Genomic DNA, 21078 nt, shown 5'->3' with positions numbered 1-21078 from the left:
TGCTCGTCCTTACCTAAAACTGGACCTGCGGCAGAGTTCGAAAGTTTCGATTTTTTGCGGGGTTTTTGTTTTGGAACGGACCCATCGGTCATCAGTCTAGGACAGATCCCAGCGCCTGTAGGGTTTTCAGCGGGATTTTGTAGGACAAAAAACTTTTAAGCTTAGGCTGCTGGCGATTAGCCTTCTCTCTTCGCAGGAGCGAGCTTGCTCGCGACGCACTCGAGAGCGCCGCGCGCACCTTGAAGGTCCGCGTTATCATTGGCGGTTTTCGCGAGCAAGCTCGCTCCAGGGGCAGGCTAAGCAGGCGCTCGCACTGATTTGGTGCGTCAGCCGAGTATACGAACGGGCACACCCTTGGCCCAGGCCTGGATGTCCTCGATCATCTGCTGATAGAACTGCCGGTAATTCTGCTCGCTCACATACCCGATGTGGGGCGTCGCCAGCACGTTGGGCAAGCTGCGCAACGGATGGTCAGCCGGCAGCGGTTCCTCGGCGTATACGTCCAGCGCCGCTCCGGCCAGGCGGCCGCTGCTCAGCGCCTGCACCAGGGCCTGTTCGTCCACAATCGGCCCGCGTGCGGTGTTGACCAGGCGCGCCGTCGGTTTCATCCAGCCCAACGCCTGGGTATCCACCAAGCCACGGCTGCGTTCACTGAGCACTAAATGAATGCTCAGGATATCGGCCTGCTCGAACAGTTCGCGCTTGCCGACCCAGGTGACCCCAGATTCTGCCGCCCGCTGCGGCGTAAGGTTCTCACTCCAGGCTATCACCCGCATGCCGAACACCTGGCCGAACCGGGCGACCTTCTGGCCGATACTGCCCAGGCCGAGAATTGCCAAGGTCTTGCCATGCAGGTCGCCGCCCAGGCCAACCTGCCAGCCGCCTGCGCGTAGCGAGTTGGCTTCGGCAAGCAGATTGCGCGTGGAGGCCATGATCAACGCCCAAGTCAGTTCCGGTGCCGCGTGTTTGTAGCTGTCGGTGCCGCACACCTGGATACCCAGGGCCTTGGCGGCGGGAATATCGATAGCCGCATTGCGCATGCCGCCGGTCACCAGCAATTTGAGCGTCGGCAGGCCTTGCAGCAGCGCCTTGTCGAAGGTTGAGCGCTCGCGCATCACACAAATCACGTCGAAGCCCTGCAGACGCTCGACCATCGTGGCGGTGTCGGCGGGGTAATCGTGGAGAAAATGCACCTGGCCCACGGCGTCCAGCACCGACCAATCCACCACACCCCTGGCTACATTCTGCCAATCATCCATCACTGCAATCTGTACCGACATTTACGCGTGCCTCGCAAAGGTTGGATCAAAGGGTTTTCAAACCCTGCAACAGCGCTTTATGAAACTGCTCCGGCTCTTCCATCTGTGGCGCATGGCCTAAGCCTGGGAATTCCACGAGGGTGGCGTGGGGAATCAGCTTGGCCACCTGCTTGCCCAGCACTTGGTAATTGCCAATCCTGGCCTTGACTGCCGGCGGCGCGACATCTTTGCCGATGGCGGTGGTGTCGCTGGTGCCGATCAGCAGCAAGGTGGGCACCTGCAAGTCCTTGAATTCGTAGTACACCGGCTGGGTAAAGATCATGTCGTAAATCAACGCCGAATTCCGTGCCACCTGGGTGTGCCCAGGGCCTTTGTTCAGGCCGACGAGCATATCCACCCAACGCTCGTATTCGGGTTTCCAGCGCCCGACGTAATAGGTGTCGCGCTCATAGTTGCGCACGCCGTCGGCGCTCATCTTCAACTCACGCTGATACCACTGGTCGACACTCTGGTAGGGCACGCCCAGGGCTTTCCAGTCTTCCAGGCCGATAGGATTCACCAGCCCAAGCTGCTCGGTTTGGGTCGGATACATCAGCGCATAACGGGTGGCGAGCATGCCGCCGGTGGAGTGGCCGATCACTGTGGCCTTCTGGATGCCGAGTTTTTCCAGCAATTGGTGGGTGTTGGTCGCCAGTTGCTGGAAGCTGTACTGGTAGTGGTCGGGTTTGCTGGAAGTGCAGAAGCCGATCTGGTCCGGCGCGATCACGCGGTAACCGGCCTCGTTCAGGGCCTTGATCGAACCTTCCCAGGTGGCGCCGCAGAAGTTCTTGCCGTGCATCAGCACCACGCTGCGACCGTTGGCTGTGCCTTTGGGGGGGACGTCCATGTAACCCATTTGCAGGGATTTGCCTTGGGATTGGAAGGAGAAATGCTGCAGCGGATAAGGGTATTGAAACCCTTGCAGCTCGGAGCCATAGGTGGCGGCGAACACGGGAGCGGCAGCGCCTGAAAACAGGCCAGCGACGCACAACGCACGGATAAAAGGCATGGGTTCCAGCTCCAAGAGAGATGACCGGATGCTCTTTGGAAGAGATTAACTAGGGATTAACACCCACTGCAGGGTCAGCGCTGCGAGCACGCCATAACGCACGCCTTTGGCCAGGGTGACCAGCAGTAGGAAACGCCACAAAGGCTCACGCATCACCCCGGCCACCAGCGTCAGGGGATCACCAATGATCGGCACCCAACTGAGCAATAACGTCCAATGCCCCCAGCGCGTGTAATGACTGCGGGCTTTGTCCAGTTGCTTGGCACTCACCGGAAACCAGCGCCGCTCCTTGAAGCGTTCCACCGAACGCCCCAGCAGCCAATTGACCACCGAACCCAGCACGTTGCCCAGGGTGGCGATACCCAGCAGCAGCCACAGGTGATAATGCCCGCTGAGCAGCAGACCGACCAGTACCGCTTCCGATTGCAAGGGCAGTAACGTCGCGGCGCCAAACGCCGCGGCGAACAGCCCCAGGTAACCCATCAGCACCGGTCAGTGTGCCGGGTACTCGGCCACCACTACGTCTTTACCGTCCCGGGTCAGGCCGATGACTTGATAGGCTTCGCTGCGACCCTCCACCTCCATGCCTGGCGAGCCCAGGGGCATGCCCGGTGCAGCGAGGCCGAGCAGATCGTTGCGTTTGCGCCGGGCCAGCACTTGCTCGGCGGGCACATGGCCTTCGACGAATTTGCCGTCGATCACTGCGGTATGGCATGAACCCAGACGTGGGGCCACGCCCAGGCGTTGCTTGACTGCGCTCATGTCTGCTTCGACATGGTCATTGACCTTGAAACCGTTGCTCTCCAAGTGGCTGATCCACTTTTTGCAGCAGCCGCAGTTGGCGTCGCGGTGCACATCGATGGGGATCAGGTCTGCGGCCTGGGCCAGGGTGGAGAGCAGGACGCAGGAAAGCAGGGCCAGTCGCAATGGGTTTTTCATCGAGGGTCTCACTGAAAGCGCGGCAATAAATCGGGCATTCTCCCTGCTTTTCGCATCGGGGTGACGCAGTAATGTTTCTAAATCATACGAAGCCGGGGCTTTCCAGCCGGCACTTGAGCTGATCCAGCGCGATGGCGGACAGCTTGGCAATGTGTTCGTGCAAGGTCGCGAGCTGCAACTCGGTCTCATACGTCAGTACGCGCTTGAACAGTGTGCCGTTACGATGAGGTTGCAGGAAATAATGGATAGCACCGTCCACAGCCAAGGAGGTAAACACGGCCCTGAACTCATTGGGGCAGCGGGCGATTTGCACGCGGTAACTCATGGGGACACGTATGCCCAGCAAGTCAATGGTTTCAGTAAAACGTGCACCGACCGGCACTGAGCCGGTGATGCCAGTGTCGGCATTGAGAGAGGTGGGGTGCCATTCGTGCCAGCGGTCGGGCTGGGTCACATAGACGTAGACGCTATCGACAGGCGCCTGGATGAAGCGCTCCTGACTGATCCGCTCCAAGCGGATCGAATGCTCAGTCGCATGCATGACACACCTCCTGTGTGGCGCGTTATAACACTGGAGCTCTCAGGATAGTCGACTCCCGCGCTTCGCACGGGAGTATTCAGAGCATTGATCAGCGTACTTTAAAGCGCCCCATCAAACTGATCACCCGGCCATTGGCCTCCAGCAGGCTCTGGGTATTGATTTGCGTGGTATGCCCGCTTTGTACCAGTTCGTCGACCATATGGCGGATCTGCACCATGCTGCGGTTGATCTCCTCGGTCACCGCGCTTTGCTGTTCGGCGGCGGTGGCAATCTGGGTGCTGAGGTTGTTGATATGGCTGACCGAACCGGCCATCTCATCCAGGCCGGTATTGACCCGAGCCGTGGCATCCGCTGCTGATTGGCAACTGGCCTGGGTGTTTTCCATGGCGGCGACCGAGGAACTCACGCCGGTGGTCAGGCGCGCCAGCATCTCGTTGATCTGCGAGGTGCTGGCCTGGGTGCGGGCTGCCAGTGCGCGCACTTCGTCGGCTACCACGGCAAAGCCGCGGCCTTGCTCGCCGGCACGTGCTGCTTCAATCGCGGCGTTGAGCGCCAACAGGTTGGTCTGGCCGGCAATGGCGCCGATCACGCCGAGGGTTTCGGTGATGCGTGCGGCGTCCTGGCGCATGTTTTCCACGGTGTGGGTGGCGCTGGCCACTTCACCGATCAACGCGCTGACGCTGGTGGAGGCTTCACCCACCACCACCCGGGAGCGGTCGGCATGTTCGTTTGCACGCTGGGTGAACGAGGCGGTCTCGGCGGCGTTTTGCGCCACGGTGTCGGCGGTGGAGCTCATTTCGGTGATGGCGGTGACGGTCTGGTCGGTTTCCGAGGCATGCCTGACCAGGATCTGGTTGGTATGGGCTGACGTTCGTTGCAACTGCTCAAGCCCGGACGACATGGCGCCGGTGGCTTGGGTCACTTCGCCGATCATGTTTTGCAGGTAAACGATAAAGCGGTTCACCGAGTGACCGATAGCGCCCAACTCGTCTTCGGCCCGGATGGTGATCCGTCGCGTCAGGTCGGCGTCGCCGGTAGAGAGGGCGTCAATATTGGTTTTCAGCGTTTTCATGCGCTGCACCAGTTGGCGGATGGCATAAGCGGCCAGCAGCACCAGCAGCAGCACCATGGGGATCTGCACCAGGGCCAGGCTGCCGAGCACATCATTGCGCTGGGCGGTGATCAGCGAGGTGGGCAGGGCGGTGGCGAGGAACCACGGCGTGCCCTCGATGGCACGCATGTAGAAGGTGCTGGCCACGCCCTGGTTGTCGAATTCACTGCGTTGCGAACCCTGGTCGCGATGGGTCAGGGCTTTGCTGACCTGCGCGGCGAAGGCCGAGGTGCCGGCCAGTTCGCTGATGTTCTTCAACACCACAGGGCTACTCAAGCGCGTGCTGTTGCTGATGATCTTGCCATCGGCCTCGACGATCAGCATTTGCCCGCCGATGTCTTTTTCCTTGCTGGCCACCAGCTCATTGAAGAAACCCAGGGTCACGTCGATGGTGGCCACGCCATAGGCCGCGCCGTCACGCTGGATCGCCATGGCGCAGTTGGTGCGCGGCTCCTGACTGGCATCATCCTTGTAGGCGGCGGCCCAGGCACATTGGCCGCGTGGGGAGGCGAGGCCGCCCTTGTACCAGCTCTGGTCGTAATAGTTGGGGGCCGGGTCGCTGTTCCAGAAGGTGTTGACCACCAGCTTGCCGGAGGCATCGCGGTGCCAGAAGGTGCTGTGCTTGTTGCGCCCCGGTGTCCGCTGATTGGGCAACGGCCAGATACCGCCGCCAAATACTTTCAGCTCGCCGTATTGATCCACCAGACCAGGCAAGACCTTGTCGATGGCATCGCTGTCGAGCAGGGGGATGGTCTGGGTGATGCTGCGTTGCTGGGCCTGGACCTTGTTCAGTTCGCCCTGGATCTGCTCGGCCACTTCGGCTACACGGTTGAGCACTACCTGTTCTTCGGTGTGCTGCAGCTTGGGCGCGACTAGTTGGCCGATACCCACCACGGTCAATACGAATAACACGAGGACAAATAGCACCAGGAACAGGGTGTAGCGGGCTTGGATCGAGCGCAGTGGGGGCATGGGGGGTCGTCCTTACGAAGCGTTATTGTCGACGTGGCTTTGTTAGAGCTTCGTCGGGCTATCGGCTTGGCAGGGAGAAGCTTTAGGTACGCTGGTGCAAAGTTGGACGGCGTGAGGGTGACCTTGTTTCGGTATTGGCTGGGGGTTGAGTGAGGGGCGATAGCATCGGTTGTCCTTCAGGTTGGTCGCAGAAAGTCTGACGGTGCGTCATGACTACTCTTGCGTGGAAGATCGGCCGAAAGGGTTCCTGATGGCGGAGAAGGGTTTGCGTCAATATTTGTGCCAGGCCTGCATCGACAACCTGCCAGGGTTGCCAGCGATGGTTTTCTGGCAATAGAAGGCAGCACCACTCACTCGCTTCTTAGCTTCGCAACTGATCTTTGCGGTAAGCACCAGGCTGCTGTCCGGTGGTTTTACGAAATGCCCGGGTAAACGCGGCCACCGATTGATAACCCACTGCCAAGGCCACATCCGCCACGGTCTGGTCTTGCTTGAACAACCGACATGCGTGGCGCATGCGCATCATCAGTAACACGTGCCCTGGCGATTGGCCGCACAGCTCGCAGAAGCGTTTAAAAAACGCTGACCGTGACAAACCGGTGCAGGCCGCCATGCTTTCCAGGCTCCAGGGCTCTGCCGGGCGTGCGATCAATTGTTCCAGCAGGTGTGCGAATGCGGGTGCCCGCCCCAGCGCTGCCAGGCCACCAAGGTCGGTATTGTCGAGCACTTGTTGGCGCAGCACATACAGAAACAGCAGGTGGCACAGGCGCTCAAGCAGCGCGGAAGAGGGCGCCGGCGTGCGGGCGCATTCTTTCAGAATCAACTCGAAAAGACTGCGCGCAGCGGTCAGCGACGGATCGCCGGCACGCAGGATGATCCAGCTGGGCAGGGTGTCGACAATCAGCGTTGACAGGCCAGGCTGGAAGTGAAAGAACCCGCACACCAGTCCCACCCCGTCCGTAGCGTCGCTGTCGAGGGGCAGCATCGGACGGCGCGGGCACGCGCGCGCGGCCGCCGCCATGGCTTCCCCGGACAGCCGATAGGCAAAATCGCGCAACAGAAACACCGCGTCACCATTATTCAGGTGCTGGGGCGTTGGTTCGCCGTCGATATGCAGCCAGCATTCGCCCTGCACAATCAAATGGAAGCTCGCCTGGGCCAGGCCGTGCGTGCTGGCGTGCCAATCGCCACAATAGCGGCCGACATGGAACAGGCTGGTGTTGAGTTCGAGGCTATCTAATAACCAATCGACAAGCACATCGGACGAATTCATCTAATGGAAAGACTCATGAGCAAGTAATCGCTACTTTAGCCTATTGAGCCGATTTTTTAGAACCAACAGACTGGGGGATGAACCCATCAGGAGACCACGCCATGTCCCGCGTAACCTTGCTCACCCCTCAAACCGCTCCGGAAGCGGCCAAGCCGTTCCTGGAAAATGCGCTAAAAACCTCCGGGTTTATTCCTAATCTGTTGGCCGTTTTGGCCAACGCACCGGCTGCACTGGAAACCTATATCACCGTCTCCGGCTTGAACGCCAAAGCCGAACTGAGCCTGGCCGACCGCGAAGTGGTGCAATTGATTGCCGCCACCACCCACGGTTGCGATTTCTGCGTGGCCGGCCACACCGCCGTTGCGCGCAACAAGGCCAAGCTGCCGGAGGAAGTAATCGAGGCCCTGCGCCAGCGTGGTGAGCTGCCCAATGCGCGGTATGAGACACTCGCCGCCTTTACCCGTGAAGTGATTGCCACCCGTGGCGATGTCAGCGACGCAGGTTTTGAAGCGTTTCGCGCCGCCGGCTACACCGACGGGCAGGCTCTGGAAGTGATCCTGGGGGTGAGCCTGGCAACCCTGTGCAACTTCGCCAACGTGTTTGCCCGCACCCCGCTGAACCCGGAGCTGGCGCAATACCGTTGGGAAAAACCGGCAAGCTGAAGCGGCCTTGGTCCACCTGCTGTAATAAGGAGATACATGAATGCTTGACCCAATCTTGAGCCGTTGGCTCGATGTTCAAGCGCAGGCCCTGGACGTGGGCAGTTGCGATCCACAGGAAGTGCTGCCACGCCTGGCAGAGGCCAATATCCTGAAAATCGGCGTGCCCACCCAACTGGGCGGCCTGGGCGGTGATGTGGCGGGTGCGGTCGAGGCCATTGCCAACGTTGCCAGCCATTCCCTGGCGGCGGCGTTTGTATGCTGGGGCCAGCGCTCGTTTATCGAGTATTTGTTGCAGAGTCCGAATGAACGGTTGCGCGAGCAACTGATGCCGGACCTGCTCAGTGGCAAGTTGGCCGGGGCAACCGGGCTGTCGAATGCAATGAAGTTCATATCGGGCATTGAGGCGTTGCAGATCAGCGCCGAGCCCAACGAGCATGGGTGGACGCTCAATGGTCGTCTGCATTGGGTGACCAACCTGCGCAAGAACGGGTTTGTCGCCGCGGCGGCCATTGAACATGCGGGAGGCGGTACGCCGTTTATCCTGGCGATCCCGGACTCAGTGGCAGGCTTGCAGCGTTCCCGCGACCTGGAACTGCTCGGTTTGCAATCGAGTAACACCGCCGCGCTTGGGTTGGAAGGCGTGGAATTGAGCCGCGACTGGTTGCTGCATGAAGATGCGCGCAAATTCCTGCCGGCCGTGCGCCCGGCGTTCCTGGGCTTGCAGTGCGGCATGTCGATTGGCTTGGCCCGCCGTTCACTGGCTGAGGTGGCCCACCACCTGGGCGCCAGTCGTACGGTATTGCGTGAAGAGTTGGAAGCATTGCGCCTGACCCTGGATCATCTGGTCACCGAGCTCAAGGCTGGCCTGCTGGCCGGGCGCTTTGCCGCCGACCCGGTGCCCTTGTTCAAGTTGCGTATCGCCCTGGCCGAAACGGCCGCCGGCGCCGTGCAGCTTGAATTGCAAGCCAGCGGTGGCAAGGCTTACCTGACCGCACACGGCAGCGGCTTCGCCCGGCGCTGGCGCGAATCGGCGTTCGTGCCAATTGTGACGCCAAGCCTGGTGCAATTGCGCACCGAGTTGCACCGCCAGGGCCAGCTATGAGCCAGGCGGTCATGACGGCCCGGGGAATTTGCCTGGGGTACGCCGGCGGGCCGGTGCTGCAAGGCTTCGACTTGCAGCTGCAGCCGGGCGAAGTGGTGTCGATCCTCGGTCCCAGCGGCGTGGGAAAGTCCAGCCTGTTGCGCGTGCTTGCCGGTTTGCAAGTGGCCCAGGGTGGCAGTGTGCAGGTCCTGGGCGAGCCACTGCGCGGTCCCCATCCCAGGGTGGCGGTGGCGTTTCAAGACCCGAGCCTGTTGCCATGGTTGAACCTGGAAAAGAACGTGGCTTTTGGCCTGGATTTCGCTCGCCAGCCGCACCTGGCCACAGAAGAGCGACGCCACCGCGTCGACCATGCGATTGCCGCCGTTGGCCTGGAACATGCGCGGCAACAGTTCCCTGCGCAGCTGTCCGGCGGCATGGCCCAGCGTACGGCGCTGGCGCGCTGCCTGGCGCGCCAGCCCCAGGTGTTGCTCCTTGATGAGCCCTTCGGCGCGTTGGATGAAGTGACCCGCGCCGATATGCAGCACCTGTTGCTCAAGGTCAATCGCGAACAAGGTTCGGCGGCGGTATTGATCACCCACGATATTGACGAAGCGCTGCTGCTGTCCGACCGCATCCTGCTACTGGGTAACCGCCCGGCGCGGACGTTGGGAGAATGGTATATCGACTTGCCGCACCCACGGGAAGAGCAGGTCGAGGCCATCGGCGCTCTGCGTATCGATATTCTCAAAACCCTACGGCAGGCAAGCCGCCCCCAATCCAACCCCCTTGAACAACAGGAGCTTAGCCATGTGTCTGGATGACTTGACCCACTCGCGCCGTGACTTTCTCAAACTGTCTGCCGTGCTCAGTGCCGCCGGCGCCTTGCCGTTGCTGAGCAGCCTGCAGGCCCGTGCCGCCAATGAGCCTGACGCGCCGGTACGCATCGGTTACTTGCCGATCACCGACGCCACGCCGCTGCTGGTTGCGCACAATAACGGCCTGTTCGAAGCCGAAGGCATCAAGGCTGAACGCCCGGTGCTGCTCCGCAGCTGGGCCCAGGTGATCGAGGCGTTTATCTCGGGCCAGGTCAACGTGATTCACCTGCTGTCGCCGATGACCGTGTGGGCGCGCTACGGCAGCAAGGTGCCGGCCAAAGTCGTGGCGTGGAACCATGTCGGCGGTTCGGGCTTGACCGTATCGCCAGGTATTACCGACGTGAAGCAATTGGGTGGCAAGTCGGTGGCGATTCCGTTCTGGTATTCGATCCATAACGTGGTGGTGCAGCAACTGTTCCGCGATAACGGCCTGACGCCGGTCACCCGAAGCACGGGGAGTGCCATTGCCGCCAATGAAGTCAACCTGATCGTGTTGCCGCCGTCGGACATGCCACCGGCACTGGCCAGCAAGCGCATCGACGGCTACATCGTCGCCGAGCCGTTCAACGCCCTGGCGGAGAACCTCAAGGTGGGCCGCGTGCAGCGCTTTACCGGCGATGTATGGCGCAACCATGCGTGCTGTGTAGTATTCATGCATGAGCATGACCTGACCAACCGCCCGGAGTGGTCGCAGAAGGTGGTGAACGCCATCGTCAAAGCCCAGGTATGGACCCGGGACAACCGCGAAGAGGCGGTGAAGTTGCTGTCCAAGGACGGCCCGAACCGTTACACGCCACATGCCGAGCCGGTGTTGAGTAAAGTCCTGGCCCCGGCTGCCAGCGATCGCGCTGGCTACCTCGCGGACGGTGCGATCCAGCACGCCAATTGGGACGAGCACCGCATCGACTTCCAGCCTTACCCATTCCCCAGTTATACCGAGGAGCTGGTCAAGCGCCTGAAAGACACGCTGATCGAAGGCGACAAGAAATTTCTCGCCGACCTTGATCCGGCCTTCGTTGCCAAGGACCTGGTGGACGACCGTTTCGTCCGTCATGCGATCGAAGCAGTGGGTGGCATGAAGACGTTCGGCTTGCCGGACGGTTATGAGCGGCACGAGGAGATTGGCGTTTGAACAACGGCAAAACTGGCGTGTGGCCAGGTTGGCTGCTCGGTATCAGTGGCCTGGCAGGTTTATTGGTGTTGTGGTGGCTGGGGGTAAAGGTGTTCGGCGAGGCCGATGGTTTGTCGGCGCGCTTTTCCCTGGAAGCCACCTTCAGCAGTTTGTGGGAATTGCTTGGGCGCAGTGAGCTGTATCTGCATATTGCTGTCAGCCTGAAACGCATTTTCGTCGGGTTGTTTCTTGCATTGTTAGTGGGTGTGCCGCTGGGGTTGCTGGTGGGCAGTTCGCGCAATCTGGAGGCGGCGACCACGCCGGCCTTCCAGTTTCTGCGCATGATCTCGCCACTGTCCTGGATGCCGATCGTGGTGATGCTGATGGGGGTAGGGGACCAGCCCATCTACTTCCTGCTGGCCTTTGCCGCTGTATGGCCGATCATGCTCAACACCGCAGCGGGCGTGCGTCAGCTGGACCCGCGCTGGTTGCAGTTGAGTAAAAGCTTAAGTGCCACGCGTTGGGAGACGCTGCGCCGGGTGATCATTCCCGGCGTGGTCGGGCATGTGTTGACCGGTGTGCGCCTGGCGATCGGCATCCTGTGGATCGTGCTGGTGCCGTGTGAAATGCTCGGGGTCAGCGCGGGGTTGGGCTATTACATCCTCGATACCCGCGACCGCCTGGCGTATTCGGAATTGATGGCGATGGTGGTGTTGATCGGGTTGCTGGGGTTTGCCCTGGATGCGTTTGCGCGATGGCTGCATCAGCGATGGGTGCACGCGGATTGAACGCCAGGGGAGCCAAAGCGATTTATCGGCTGTAACATAACCCTCCCTGTAGGACCGAGCTTGCTTGCGCTTATGGGGAGGTAATCTTGTTACATATCCAAGGTCCAGGAACCCGTCATGACCCAAAAGCAACGCTTGAAATACTCGATCCTGATTTCCCTGGTAGTGCTGGCATCGATGTTTGGCCTGTCCTATCTGCAGAATATCGGGGTGATCAGCGAAAAAACCTTCCAGTACCTGGCCATTGCGATTGCCGTGGTGGTCGTGGTTATCAACGGCATCATGCGCCGTAAGGTCAAGCCCAACTTCTGAGTCAGGCCCGACCCTCGAGCACTTTGGCAGCCTCTTCATGGAGGCTGTAGCTCTTGTCGGCATTCAACGTGATCACGCCCTCGCTGCACAGACGCTTGAGCACCTCACGCACACTGAGAAACGACAACGGGATGCCCAGCTCCAGCAAATGGCTGTGCACACCCCGCACCCCCAGGGTGCGCTGGTTGTCGGCAGCGGTGAGGAGGGCGTCGATGACCTTCAGCCGAATCAGGCTGGTGCGCAAACCGAAACACTTGAGCAAATGGCGAATGCGCTGGTTGCCCTGCTGTTCGGGCAGCTTGCCGAACGCTTGTGTGCTACTGCCGAAGTTGGAATCGGCAGTCGGTGAATGTCCATCCGTGGGCACTTGCGGGTTATACATGCATAAACTCCTTTTCAGAGCCGGATCAGAAAAAGATGGCGCTCTTAAGTAATAAGACGAACGAGGGGCGCAAATCATGAAACGGTGGATGTAGAAAATTTGTCGGTATCGGATTGGACACACCTCGACCGCCACTGATAATCGTCTCTGCCGACTAAATTACTCCTGGCTATTCGCGTTCTTACGGTGGGGTAACCATCCCTCGTAAGGGTGTTCAATTTGACTGTGGAGTCGGCGTGATTATTTCCAACGGGTTGTCCAGGGTATGCGTGGCAGGGCTGTTGCTGGGGTTGAGCCTGGCCGCATCGGCACGGGAACCAGTAACGCAGGCGTCGGCGGATATCCGGCGTACCAGTTACGGTGTACCGCACATTCGCGCTAACGATGAGCGTGGCCTGGGAGTTGGTATCGGGTACGCTTATGCCCAGGACAACTTGTGCCTGCTGGCTAATGAAGTAGTGACGGTCAATGGCGAGCGCGCCAAGTTTTTCGGCCCCGAACAAGCCACCCTGGAAGAACGCAACAACCTCGCCAGCGATGTGTTCTTCACCTGGCTGAATAACCCCGAAGCGGTGGCCTCCTTCTGGAAAGCGCAAACCCCCGAGCTGCAACAGCGCATCCAAGGCTATGTGGCCGGCTATAACCGTTATTTGAAGGAGCAGGGCGCCCCGGCACAATGCCAGGCAGCCTGGGTTCGGCCGTTGGTGGTTGAAGATCTTGTGAAGTTAACCCGCAGGCTATTGGCGGAAGGGGGTGTCGGCCAATTCGCCGAAGCCTTGGTAGGGGCCACACCACCCCAAGCCACCGCCAGTGTGCAATCCAGCGCCAAAGCCTTTGAACTGGCCACCGCCAACCAGCAGCGCTTCACCCTGGACCGAGGCAGCAATGCCGTCGCCGTCGGCGGTGACCGTTCCTTCAATGGCCGTGGCATGTTGCTGGCTAACCCGCACTTTCCCTGGGTAGGCGGCATGCGCTTTTATGAAATGCACCTGACCATTCCCGGCCAGTTGGATGTGATGGGCGCCGCCTTGCCGGGCTTGCCAGTGGTTAACATCGGCTTCAACCAGCACGTGGCGTGGACCCATACAGTGGACACGTCCAAGCATTTCACCCTGTATCGCCTGACCCTCGATCCCAAGGATTCCACCCGTTACCTGCTGGACGGCACGTCCATCCCCCTGGACAAGACGACTATGACGGTACAGGTCAAGCAGGCTGACGGCAGCCTCAAGGACGTGACCCATACGGTCTACAGTTCGCAGTTCGGCCCCGTAGTGCAATGGCCGGGCAAGCTCGACTGGGACAGCCACTACGCCTTCAGCCTGCGCGACGCCAACCTGGACAACGATCGCGTGCTGCAACAGTGGTACGCCATGAACCGCGCCGGCAGCCTCAAGGAACTGCAAACCTCGGTACACACGCTGCAAGGCATCCCCTGGGTCAACACCCTGGCCGCCGATGACCAGGGCCAAAGCCTGTACATGAACCTGTCGGTGGTGCCCAACGTCAGCGCCGCCAAGCTCGCCCAATGCAGCGACCCGCGGGCCGGCCTGCAAATGATCATGCTCGACGGCGCTCACAGCGCCTGTGCCTGGGACATCGACCCGCGTGCTGCCCAGGCCGGCATCTTCCCGGCTGATCAGTTGCCACAGCTGCAGCGCACCGACTATGTGCAGCACTCCAACGATTCCGCCTGGATGGCCAACCCCAAAGCGCCGTTGACAGGCTTCTCGCCGGTGATCAGCCAGGACAACATCGGCCTCGGCCCACGCGCCCGCTTCGCCATCCAACGCCTGCAATCCCTGGACAAGCACCCCATCAGCATCGCAGACCTGCAAGACATGGTGATGGACAACCAAGTGTATCTGGCGGGCCAAGTCATGCCCGACCTGCTGGCGTTCTGCGCCAAACACCTGGGCGCCGACGCCGCTGCGCTACAGCCGCTGTGCGCCAGCCTCAAAGACTGGGATCAGCACGCCAACCTCGACAGCGGCGTGGGCCTGGTGCACTTCATCAACCTGATGCAGCACCTGCAGCAAATTCCCGACGCCTGGCGTGTGGCCTTCGACCCGGCCCGCCCCCTGACCACCCCAACCGGCCTCGCCATCGACCGCGCACCCGTTGCCAAGGCCCTGCGTGAAGCCATGTTGGCCTCCAGTGCAGAGGTCAACAAACTTGGCCTGAAGCGCTGGGGCGATATCCAAGTTTCCGGCCAAATTCCCATCCACGGTGGCCCGCAGGAACTGGGTATCTACAACGCCATGCAAACCGTGCCCCGTGCAGACGGCAAACGCGAAGTGGTCAGCGGCACCAGCTACCTGCAAATCGTTACTTTCGACGACCAAGGCCCCAACGCGGTAGGCGTGCTGGCGTTCTCCGAATCCAGCAACCCGGCGTCCAACTATTCAAAGGACCAGACCCAAGCCTTCTCCGAGAAAAAACTGCGCCCACTGCCGTTCACTGACGCCCAGATCAAGGCCGATCCGCAGTACCAGGTCCAGACCGTGAAGGAGTAGGGCAGGCTTGCAACCCCTTGATGTCAAGACAGAATATTTTTTGAAATCAAGGGGTTGCAGGCATAGGCAAATGAGTACATAATGGCGCCCATCGAACGCAATGAAGCATTAAAAACTTCAATGTATTCAATGAGTTAGAGTAGAGGCGAGCTTCACATAGCCCACTCAAGTTTGTATGCGGTGAATGTCAGCAGCCAGGGCATTGATCGTTTGAGGCCGAGTAGCAAAATGGTTATGCAGCGGATTGCAAATCCGCCTACGCCGGTTCGATTCCGACCTCGGCCTCCACTCTTAAAGCCCCGTAGATCAATGGTCTACGGGGTTTTTTAATGCCTGCGATTTGAGAGCCGTTCCGCAACTTTTGGCATGCGTTCCGCAACCCCCGGCGTTTTGGGACGCGTTTGGGGGAGCGGATTTCGTCTGGTGGCGTGGGGTAATGGCGGGTTATTTCGTGGGTTTTACAATCTCGCCCACACGTCGATAGACTCTTTTGGTCATCTCTTCGGTGGAGTGTCCAAGCAGCCGGCTAGCGTGCGCCAGCTCGATCTCGCTGGCCGCTTTCGGGCGGATGTCCTTGAACTGGAACTGGCGGATCAGCACTGCCAATGCCGAGTCGCCGTCGGCGCCGGCCTTGATGGCCGCTTTCTCTCGGGCTTCGTCCCAGCGGTTGCGCAGCATCTGTTGGCTCATCCGAAGGCCGGATGTGTTGGTAATCAGCCTCGATGTTTTAATACCGCTGAGGGCCCGGCGTTCCTGTAGGTCATTGATAAACGCGCTCAACCCCGACTGAACACCTTCGTCTTCCAGCCGCAGGCGCAGCTTCTTGGCCGTCTTGCCCTGTTTGACCATCAGGAACCCGTCGACCAAATCAGTGGTTGCCACTTTCAAGACGTCGGCGGGGCGCTGCCCCGTCAAGTAAGCCAGTTTCATAGCGTCCTTGAGTTCCTGAACTGCTGAGTCGTACACGGCATTCCATACGATATCGCCCGCGTAATAATCCCGTGGTGTCTCCTTGTTGCGGCGCACACCGAAGCAAGGGTTTGCGTTGTTGGTCAGGCCCCACTCGCGGGCAATCGTGAACATGTGCGACAGCAGCGCGATTTCCCGGTTGGCCCTGACCTTTGCGGTCCTGGCGTCCCGATACTGCGCGACTACCTGGGGCGTGATCGAATCAATGGGGGCTTGCTCAAATGCCTTCCTGAGCTGTTTGAGTTCCTTCATGTTGTCGTCCTGGGTGCGTAAACCCTTGGTCGGGATGATCTCTTTCACATACCTGTCAAACAAATAGCCCAGCAAGTGGCTGGGCTTCGGTGCTGCTCGACGCTCCAGCCTTGCCCATTCCACTTTAGCCTGGTCAAGGTCGCTTCCCAGTGGGATTTCCTTGCGTTTACCCTCGGCATCCCTGCCGTTGTAGTAGTAACTGATCCACGTTTTTCCGCTCTTGCGCTTGTGGCTTCGTCGGAGCATGCGCGGGGGCAAGTCCCGGTTCGATGTGGTTTTCTGGCGCATTGATCAGCTCACATTCGCCAGGTCGAGCGTCCAGGTCTCAGCCGCAGGATTTACAGCGGAGGGTGTGACGCCCGCCAGCTTCATTCGGGCGTACACCCGGCCAACGATTGGGCGCCGGGCGCCGGTCAAAACATGCTCCCAATGGTTCTCGATTAACCATTGGATTTGCTTGTAAGGCATCTGATAGCCGGTGATGGTGGCCAGCTCTTCGTCGGTCAGGGTTTCGCTTTGGAATTCCATCATCATGCCTCCGCGGTCGGGCCGGCTGCATCAGTGCGAGCACGACGCTTACGAAATTCGTAAATCATGCTGCGCAGCTCTACGAGTGACTCCTGCAGGTCACCGCGGGCGGAGTCGATATTCTCAAGCAGCTCACCTTCGCCGTCGTCACCGCCCTCATCGACGGCCAGCAGAGCCAGGCCATATGCCTGGAACTTCGCCAGTACGTCATCTGCTGACGTTGCCATGTACTCGGCATGTTCGATGGCGTAGTCTTTTGGTGAGCGCTCCGGTAGCACCTGCGATACCGGCGCGAAGTGCTCGCTGTACAGTTCTCTACCACCCTCTGCCGGCTTGAGTGCAGTCACGGCGTCGATACGGTCCCAGATTTTCTTGCCGGTCTCGTCGCAGCTTTCGCGCCAGGGGCCAAGCCAGGTACGCCATATCTCCAACAGATTTACGGCGTCATCCACCCGCTCAATCGCTGCGTTCAGCAGGGCTTGCAGGGCGTCCCGCTCGGCACGGTATTGCAGGGCCTCTCTGTGTTTGCCATGGGCTGAGTTGGCGTTGATCTCGACGAAACGCTTCAGCTGCTCCAGTTGGCGCTGTAGGGCTGAGTTCTCCAGTGCTGTTCGCTCCAGCAGGTTCGCCAGTCCCTCAATGTGTTCTTTCTCGGTTCGGCCGATGTTGGGTTTGGCTGTTGCGAAGTTGCGCGAATAGTCGAGTGCCGCTTGAATGTTCGGTTTCATCACGCGATCCTCCGAAAACTTACGCACCAGACCCAGGGATTGGTGTCCCAGTCGCCGCCGACGGAGTTCCATAACCCGGAGAATCCGTGAATCTCGGCCTCTTTGAGCGTGTGACGTGACGGCGCGGTTTCCAGAAACTGCCTGCACATTTCAGCGTCGACCCCCTCAGCGATGCATTGCTCTGGCGTGATGTCCTGCAACCGCTCGACGCGCACGTCGGTGATCTCCAGCAGGATGCGACTGACCCAGCGCGGCATGTGAGTGGATGGGCGCAATTTCCCTGGGGTGATCATTTCGCATCCGGCCTGCCTAATAGCCCCATCTGCCGGGTACAGGATCGGCTCGCCCTGGCTCAGGTGTCGCGGCGCGAGCACGTCAACCTGTGTGTCAGCTATCCATGTCTCGCGCACCCACAGCCGGTCGCCAGGCTTGCCGTAAGGGCAGGCAATTGGGTATTCCATGCCTTCATGGTCAGACGTGAAGTCGCCAAACGCGTTGTATGGCCACCAGCCGTTGCCGTGGTCAAGCATCATGAAGCCGTCGGCGTGCGCCTTGGTCGCTTTCACCGCCCGGCGCGTGACCATCTTCCGGCCTTCCAGGATGGCGCGCACCATCGGCGCCGAGAACAGGATGGGAAGTTCTTTGGCCTTTATCATGCGGCCTCCGTGGAGCAAGATGCAGGTAGCGACAATGGTTTGTCACCTCCCCGAGCGATGCCAGCGTTCAAATCAACTTTCCTGCCCGCCAACATGCCCGCGATCTGGGCGTCAAGGTCGAGTTCGATATCTGGGGATTTGCGTGCCTTCCCGATGGTGATGTTTGATAGGTATTCCGCTATCAGCGCCTTGTCCTGGCGCTGTACTGCCACCAGCTCACGGCCATCACTTGTCGCGCTGGTGTCGTCTTCGCCCTGTGGGACCAATGCCAGAAGCTTTCCGTAGACCTGGGCAACCCATGCCAGGGCGAAGTGATCACCAGCCGTTTCTGCGGAGTACGAGCTGCGGTACTTGCCAGAGCGGACGCCGGCAGCGTACTGCTTGCGTGCTAGTTTTAGTTTGGTGAGCAAGGCTTCATAGGCATATAGGGCGATGTGCTGAGAGGGTGTCACTCCGATGAACGAAGCCCGCTCCACCACTCGATTCTTGGTTTTGCACCAATCTCTAACGCGCAGTGAGGAACAGTTAAAAACTGCGGCAACAGATGCGCTGAGTTGTTGGTCCCATGCTGGTCGGCGTTCGTTGCGTGAAAACTGTGACTCGACTTCGCCGACGTCGCTGAGCTTGACGTCCATCTCAGTCAAGCGGTATTCGCGCATCAGGGCCTGAGCTTGGCGAAGGGCCGTAGCCGCTTCGTTTTCATTGGCGCTCTGGGAGAGGGCAAGGCAGTGCTTGATCTTGCGGATCGCTCGCTCAAGTTTCTTTTCGTCGATGTGCGCGCTAGTCATTCCGCACCTCCCGATTGTTCGCGGTGTTCGCTTGTATTCGCCCCGGCAAGTTCATGGTCAAACGAAACTCGGAATCCCGCCGCATTGCGGTGGCCGCCGCCGCCGTATTGGCTGGCTATCTCCGATACGTCCATGCCTTCGTCCGTGCTGCGCAGACTAAAAACGCGCCCGGTCGGTGTGTCCCAATAGCAGGCGGCAAAAGGCTCGCCCTGCGCCATCAGGTGGCCGGCGTCACTTGTTAGCGTGTATGGCAGGCTTGCAGCGGGCACGTCGTGACCGCCAATCGTGAGGCGGCGTTTTGTGACGGCCACCAGCTCGGCCACGTCCTTATGATGTTTGCGCTCAATCGCCGCACCATCTGAGCGAAGGGACTGGACGTCGGCGGCCATCAACTGGTCCCAGACTTCGAAGTCGTACGAGTAGCTAAAGAGGTTTGCTTGAATCTCTCGGGTACCGTCCAACTTGAAGAGCCATAAGTCCCGGTCTTCGATATGGCGCAGTAGTTGTGGCGGCTCTTGGTCGGGGAAGTAGTGGTCCCAGGCGAGCATCGCGCCGCTGCGGTTCATATCAAAACAGCAAGCAATTGCCGGGCAATTATGTGTGCGGGCAAAATCGTGTGCTGTTTTCCAGCCGAGCAGTTGGGGGCCGCCGTCCTGGTAGGCATCCTCTTCAATGCCAGCGTGGAATTGCTCAAAGCGCACCAGATCGTCGGCAGCACTTTTGTGGTGGTCGAGCACGATGATGGTGTTGGCCGAGCGGGCAAGCGCCGATAGCACGTCGTACTTGTAACTGAAATCGACGATGACAACGTCTTTCCCGGTAACGTCTGGTGGCTCTTGACCGTAAACCCCTGGCACAAATTCGACATTGCTGCCGAGCGCCTTTCGAACAACCCATGCAGCGCCGAAGCCGTCAGCGCAATTGCCGTGGTAGATGCACATGGTTTTCATGCTGCGTCCTCCGCCACTGATTGAGTTGGGTAGGCTGACACCCACATTTTCGCGGCGAAGGCGATGAGGTCCCGCTGCTGTTTGGTTACTTTGCTGACCATTGTTTCGGTGCCGGGGAATGCTTGCCATGTTTCCACTGCGAGACGCAGCGTCGTGCCTACGTTGGTCAGCAGTTCATGATCTGCAAAAGTGCAGACTGATTTAGCCCGAGCTTGTGCTGCGTGGCGGAGTTTGATTTGGTTCTGGAGGTCATGCCTCAAGGCTTGAGCCTCTTGATGATGCAATTCATTTTGGCCATTTAAGCCCTTTGCAAGGCCGCGGGCGTAAGCTTTCTGACTGGCCTTGATCAGGTAGAACGCAGTTGCGATCCAGCCGATTAACAAGCCAATGACGATGATGGTGGTTTCGGTTTGCATGTGCTGTATGCCTCGTTAGAGCCCGCCGCCGGACAGTTTTGGTGAGAGGACGGCGGCGGGGTGTTGCAAAGAGTTAGCTAGAACGTTGCTTCGTAGAGCGGCACGTCGTTAATGGCGCCTTCGATCTTGGCGCGCACAGCGTTGTAGGCTTCCTCAAGCACCTTGTCTGCGCGTACCAGTTCAAACCACATCGTCAGGCGGCCTTCCTGAATGCGATAACGGAAGCGGGCTGGCACGCAGAACATTTCACCGCCCAGGAACGGTTTGAGCGCGATGAAAAACTCTTCCGGGATGCGTAGCTGGCCTGCCTCGCCGGCGCGCCCCTCGATTTCTTCGTTGTAGGTCAGCTGAACCTGCCCATTGTCGAGGCGGGTGCCTTGGCGGAACGTGATGTTCTTTTTGGCTTCCAGCGTGCGGCTGATTTCCAGCATGTCTGCGGCACTGGGGCTGTTGTTCTGCTCGGGGTGGTGGGTGATGTCCTTCACGTTGTCTTCAATGAATTCAGCGAAGGTCGCCTGGTCCATGCGCTTGCGGTCTTTATCTTTCCAGTTGCCCCATTCAACGGTGGTCGGGCAGCGGTACGTTGCGACGTGATCGCGCCAGGCTGGTGCGGCCGGGTCGTGGTAGTCGATGACGGCAGTGAAGGTGCGGCCTTCGGGGCCATTGCAAAACACGGCGGTGGCCTGAGTGGCAAAGCGGTTCACGTAGCTGATGAACGATTCGGCGTCGAGTACCGTGAGCTTCTGCTTGATGCGTGATGGCGCAGGCAGAAGATTTTCCAGGCTTTCGATATTTACACCGTTCGGTACGAGTGCAAGTGGTGCGGGAATACCTGGGACTTCCATTGGCTTGCCGAGAGATTGAGCCAGGGTGACCAGGTGCTGTAGGGCTTGTTGCATTGGATGTGCTCCAGTGGTTTGC

The 21078-nt window shown here is 59.7% G+C and carries 23 protein-coding genes and 1 tRNA gene; 8 read left to right on the top strand and 16 right to left on the bottom strand.

All coding sequences use genetic code 11. The features are described from left to right. Nucleotides 1–326 precede the first annotated feature (326 nt). From TU73_RS13445 to TU73_RS13415, 7 genes are all read right to left on the bottom strand, one after another. Entirely contained in the window at nt 327–1280 is a 954-nt protein-coding gene (locus TU73_RS13445) for a D-2-hydroxyacid dehydrogenase family protein (RefSeq protein WP_057012631.1), read from the bottom strand. A 25-nt stretch (nt 1281–1305) separates the two neighbouring features. Continuing rightward, a complete protein-coding gene (locus tag TU73_RS13440) occupies nt 1306–2307 on the bottom strand; it encodes an alpha/beta fold hydrolase (RefSeq protein ID WP_057012630.1) in 1002 nt (333 codons plus the stop codon). 45 nt (nt 2308–2352) lie between these two features. Beyond that, entirely contained in the window at nt 2353–2796 is a 444-nt protein-coding gene (locus TU73_RS13435) for a YqaA family protein (protein ID WP_057012629.1), read from the bottom strand. A 3-nt stretch (nt 2797–2799) separates the two neighbouring features. Beyond that, complete coding sequence (locus TU73_RS13430) at nt 2800–3246, bottom strand: DUF411 domain-containing protein (protein ID WP_057012628.1); 447 nt, start codon at nt 3244–3246, stop codon at nt 2800–2802. 82 nt (nt 3247–3328) lie between these two features. Further along, on the bottom strand, nt 3329–3787 hold the full coding sequence (locus tag TU73_RS13425) for an SRPBCC family protein (protein WP_057012627.1): 459 nt from the start codon (nt 3785–3787) through the stop codon (nt 3329–3331). Between the two features lie 88 nt (nt 3788–3875). Further along, nucleotides 3876–5870, bottom strand: a complete 1995-nt coding sequence (locus TU73_RS13420; protein WP_057012626.1) for a methyl-accepting chemotaxis protein — start codon at nt 5868–5870, stop codon at nt 3876–3878. Nucleotides 5871–6231: 361 nt separating this feature from the next. Continuing rightward, entirely contained in the window at nt 6232–7143 is a 912-nt protein-coding gene (locus TU73_RS13415; protein ID WP_057012625.1) for an AraC family transcriptional regulator, read from the bottom strand. A gap of 101 nt (nt 7144–7244) precedes the next feature. Between TU73_RS13415 and TU73_RS13410 the strand changes: the two genes are divergently transcribed. From TU73_RS13410 to TU73_RS13385, 6 genes are all read left to right on the top strand, one after another. Then, entirely contained in the window at nt 7245–7805 is a 561-nt protein-coding gene (locus tag TU73_RS13410; RefSeq protein ID WP_057012624.1) for a carboxymuconolactone decarboxylase family protein, read from the top strand. A 40-nt stretch (nt 7806–7845) separates the two neighbouring features. Beyond that, nucleotides 7846–8907 (top strand): acyl-CoA dehydrogenase family protein, encoded by a 1062-nt coding sequence (locus tag TU73_RS13405; RefSeq protein WP_057012623.1) that lies wholly within the window; start codon nt 7846–7848, stop codon nt 8905–8907. Then, on the top strand, nt 8904–9707 hold the full coding sequence (locus TU73_RS13400; RefSeq protein WP_057012622.1) for an ABC transporter ATP-binding protein: 804 nt from the start codon (nt 8904–8906) through the stop codon (nt 9705–9707). Before TU73_RS13405 ends, TU73_RS13400 begins: the two co-directional genes overlap by 4 nt. Further along, nucleotides 9694–10893 carry an ABC transporter substrate-binding protein gene (locus TU73_RS13395; protein ID WP_057012621.1) on the top strand — a complete coding sequence of 400 codons (1200 nt, stop codon included), beginning with the start codon at nt 9694–9696 and terminating at the stop codon, nt 10891–10893. The genes TU73_RS13400 and TU73_RS13395 overlap by 14 nt, the downstream gene beginning before the upstream one ends. 17 nt (nt 10894–10910) lie before the next feature. Beyond that, complete coding sequence (locus TU73_RS13390) at nt 10911–11660, top strand: ABC transporter permease (protein WP_167347566.1); 750 nt, start codon at nt 10911–10913, stop codon at nt 11658–11660. Nucleotides 11661–11777: 117 nt separating this feature from the next. Further along, entirely contained in the window at nt 11778–11972 is a 195-nt protein-coding gene (locus TU73_RS13385) for a hypothetical protein (RefSeq protein WP_043047691.1), read from the top strand. A gap of 1 nt (nt 11973) precedes the next feature. Here TU73_RS13385 and TU73_RS13380 read toward each other — a convergent pair whose 3' ends face one another. Next, on the bottom strand, nt 11974–12354 hold the full coding sequence (locus TU73_RS13380) for a hypothetical protein (protein WP_057012619.1): 381 nt from the start codon (nt 12352–12354) through the stop codon (nt 11974–11976). Between the two features lie 236 nt (nt 12355–12590). Between TU73_RS13380 and pvdQ the strand changes: the two genes are divergently transcribed. Together pvdQ and TU73_RS13370 are read left to right on the top strand one after the other, a co-directional pair. Further along, on the top strand, nt 12591–14870 hold the full coding sequence (gene pvdQ, locus TU73_RS13375) for a bifunctional acylase PvdQ (protein WP_057012618.1): 2280 nt from the start codon (nt 12591–12593) through the stop codon (nt 14868–14870). Between the two features lie 214 nt (nt 14871–15084). Then, nucleotides 15085–15158: transfer RNA gene (locus TU73_RS13370), tRNA-Cys, on the top strand. A gap of 156 nt (nt 15159–15314) precedes the next feature. On the opposite strand, the gene TU73_RS13365 is transcribed toward TU73_RS13370, so the two are convergent. From TU73_RS13365 to TU73_RS13330, 8 genes are all read right to left on the bottom strand, one after another. Next, nucleotides 15315–16379, bottom strand: a complete 1065-nt coding sequence (locus tag TU73_RS13365; protein ID WP_057012617.1) for a tyrosine-type recombinase/integrase — start codon at nt 16377–16379, stop codon at nt 15315–15317. A gap of 3 nt (nt 16380–16382) precedes the next feature. Next, nucleotides 16383–16619, bottom strand: a complete 237-nt coding sequence (locus tag TU73_RS13360; protein WP_057012616.1) for a DUF4224 domain-containing protein — start codon at nt 16617–16619, stop codon at nt 16383–16385. Between the two features lie 2 nt (nt 16620–16621). After that, on the bottom strand, nt 16622–17347 hold the full coding sequence (locus TU73_RS13355) for a hypothetical protein (protein WP_057012615.1): 726 nt from the start codon (nt 17345–17347) through the stop codon (nt 16622–16624). Then, entirely contained in the window at nt 17347–18003 is a 657-nt protein-coding gene (locus TU73_RS13350; RefSeq protein WP_057012614.1) for a hypothetical protein, read from the bottom strand. The genes TU73_RS13355 and TU73_RS13350 overlap by 1 nt, the downstream gene beginning before the upstream one ends. Next, nucleotides 18000–18791, bottom strand: coding sequence for a DUF2786 domain-containing protein (locus TU73_RS13345; protein WP_057012613.1), 792 nt, complete (start codon nt 18789–18791; stop codon nt 18000–18002). The genes TU73_RS13350 and TU73_RS13345 overlap by 4 nt, the downstream gene beginning before the upstream one ends. Continuing rightward, nucleotides 18788–19741 carry a phosphohydrolase gene (locus tag TU73_RS13340; RefSeq protein WP_231984791.1) on the bottom strand — a complete coding sequence of 318 codons (954 nt, stop codon included), beginning with the start codon at nt 19739–19741 and terminating at the stop codon, nt 18788–18790. Before TU73_RS13340 ends, TU73_RS13345 begins: the two co-directional genes overlap by 4 nt. After that, a complete protein-coding gene (locus TU73_RS13335; RefSeq protein WP_057012612.1) occupies nt 19738–20157 on the bottom strand; it encodes a hypothetical protein in 420 nt (139 codons plus the stop codon). Before TU73_RS13335 ends, TU73_RS13340 begins: the two co-directional genes overlap by 4 nt. 77 nt (nt 20158–20234) lie before the next feature. Continuing rightward, complete coding sequence (locus tag TU73_RS13330) at nt 20235–21056, bottom strand: YfdQ family protein (RefSeq protein ID WP_057012611.1); 822 nt, start codon at nt 21054–21056, stop codon at nt 20235–20237. Between the last annotated feature and the right edge of the window lie 22 nt (nt 21057–21078).

This window comes from Pseudomonas libanensis (genome assembly GCF_001439685.1).
Lineage (GTDB): Bacteria > Pseudomonadota > Gammaproteobacteria > Pseudomonadales > Pseudomonadaceae > Aquipseudomonas > Aquipseudomonas libanensis.
The sequence above is the reverse complement of the archived record's forward strand: the minus strand, read 5'-3'. Positions and strand labels throughout refer to the sequence as shown.

Bases quoted from the DNA above. Each gene is read 5' to 3' on its own strand.
- TU73_RS13340 (WP_231984791.1), bottom strand. From the start codon at position 19,741: ATGAAAACCATGTGCATCTACCACGGCAATTGCGCTGACGGCTTCGGC.
- TU73_RS13445 (WP_057012631.1), bottom strand. From the start codon at position 1,280: ATGTCGGTACAGATTGCAGTGATGGATGATTGGCAGAATGTAGCCAGG.
- TU73_RS13395 (WP_057012621.1), top strand. From the start codon at position 9,694: ATGTGTCTGGATGACTTGACCCACTCGCGCCGTGACTTTCTCAAACTG.
- TU73_RS13400 (WP_057012622.1), top strand. From the start codon at position 8,904: ATGAGCCAGGCGGTCATGACGGCCCGGGGAATTTGCCTGGGGTACGCC.
- TU73_RS13335 (WP_057012612.1), bottom strand. From the start codon at position 20,157: ATGCAAACCGAAACCACCATCATCGTCATTGGCTTGTTAATCGGCTGG.
- TU73_RS13360 (WP_057012616.1), bottom strand. From the start codon at position 16,619: ATGGAATTCCAAAGCGAAACCCTGACCGACGAAGAGCTGGCCACCATC.
- TU73_RS13430 (WP_057012628.1), bottom strand. From the start codon at position 3,246: ATGAAAAACCCATTGCGACTGGCCCTGCTTTCCTGCGTCCTGCTCTCC.
- TU73_RS13355 (WP_057012615.1), bottom strand. From the start codon at position 17,347: ATGAAACCGAACATTCAAGCGGCACTCGACTATTCGCGCAACTTCGCA.
- TU73_RS13365 (WP_057012617.1), bottom strand. From the start codon at position 16,379: ATGCGCCAGAAAACCACATCGAACCGGGACTTGCCCCCGCGCATGCTC.
- TU73_RS13385 (WP_043047691.1), top strand. From the start codon at position 11,778: ATGACCCAAAAGCAACGCTTGAAATACTCGATCCTGATTTCCCTGGTA.
- TU73_RS13350 (WP_057012614.1), bottom strand. From the start codon at position 18,003: ATGATAAAGGCCAAAGAACTTCCCATCCTGTTCTCGGCGCCGATGGTG.
- TU73_RS13380 (WP_057012619.1), bottom strand. From the start codon at position 12,354: ATGTATAACCCGCAAGTGCCCACGGATGGACATTCACCGACTGCCGAT.
- TU73_RS13440 (WP_057012630.1), bottom strand. From the start codon at position 2,307: ATGCCTTTTATCCGTGCGTTGTGCGTCGCTGGCCTGTTTTCAGGCGCT.
- TU73_RS13425 (WP_057012627.1), bottom strand. From the start codon at position 3,787: ATGCATGCGACTGAGCATTCGATCCGCTTGGAGCGGATCAGTCAGGAG.
- TU73_RS13410 (WP_057012624.1), top strand. From the start codon at position 7,245: ATGTCCCGCGTAACCTTGCTCACCCCTCAAACCGCTCCGGAAGCGGCC.
- TU73_RS13415 (WP_057012625.1), bottom strand. From the start codon at position 7,143: ATGAATTCGTCCGATGTGCTTGTCGATTGGTTATTAGATAGCCTCGAA.
- TU73_RS13405 (WP_057012623.1), top strand. From the start codon at position 7,846: ATGCTTGACCCAATCTTGAGCCGTTGGCTCGATGTTCAAGCGCAGGCC.
- TU73_RS13420 (WP_057012626.1), bottom strand. From the start codon at position 5,870: ATGCCCCCACTGCGCTCGATCCAAGCCCGCTACACCCTGTTCCTGGTG.
- TU73_RS13345 (WP_057012613.1), bottom strand. From the start codon at position 18,791: ATGACTAGCGCGCACATCGACGAAAAGAAACTTGAGCGAGCGATCCGC.
- TU73_RS13330 (WP_057012611.1), bottom strand. From the start codon at position 21,056: ATGCAACAAGCCCTACAGCACCTGGTCACCCTGGCTCAATCTCTCGGC.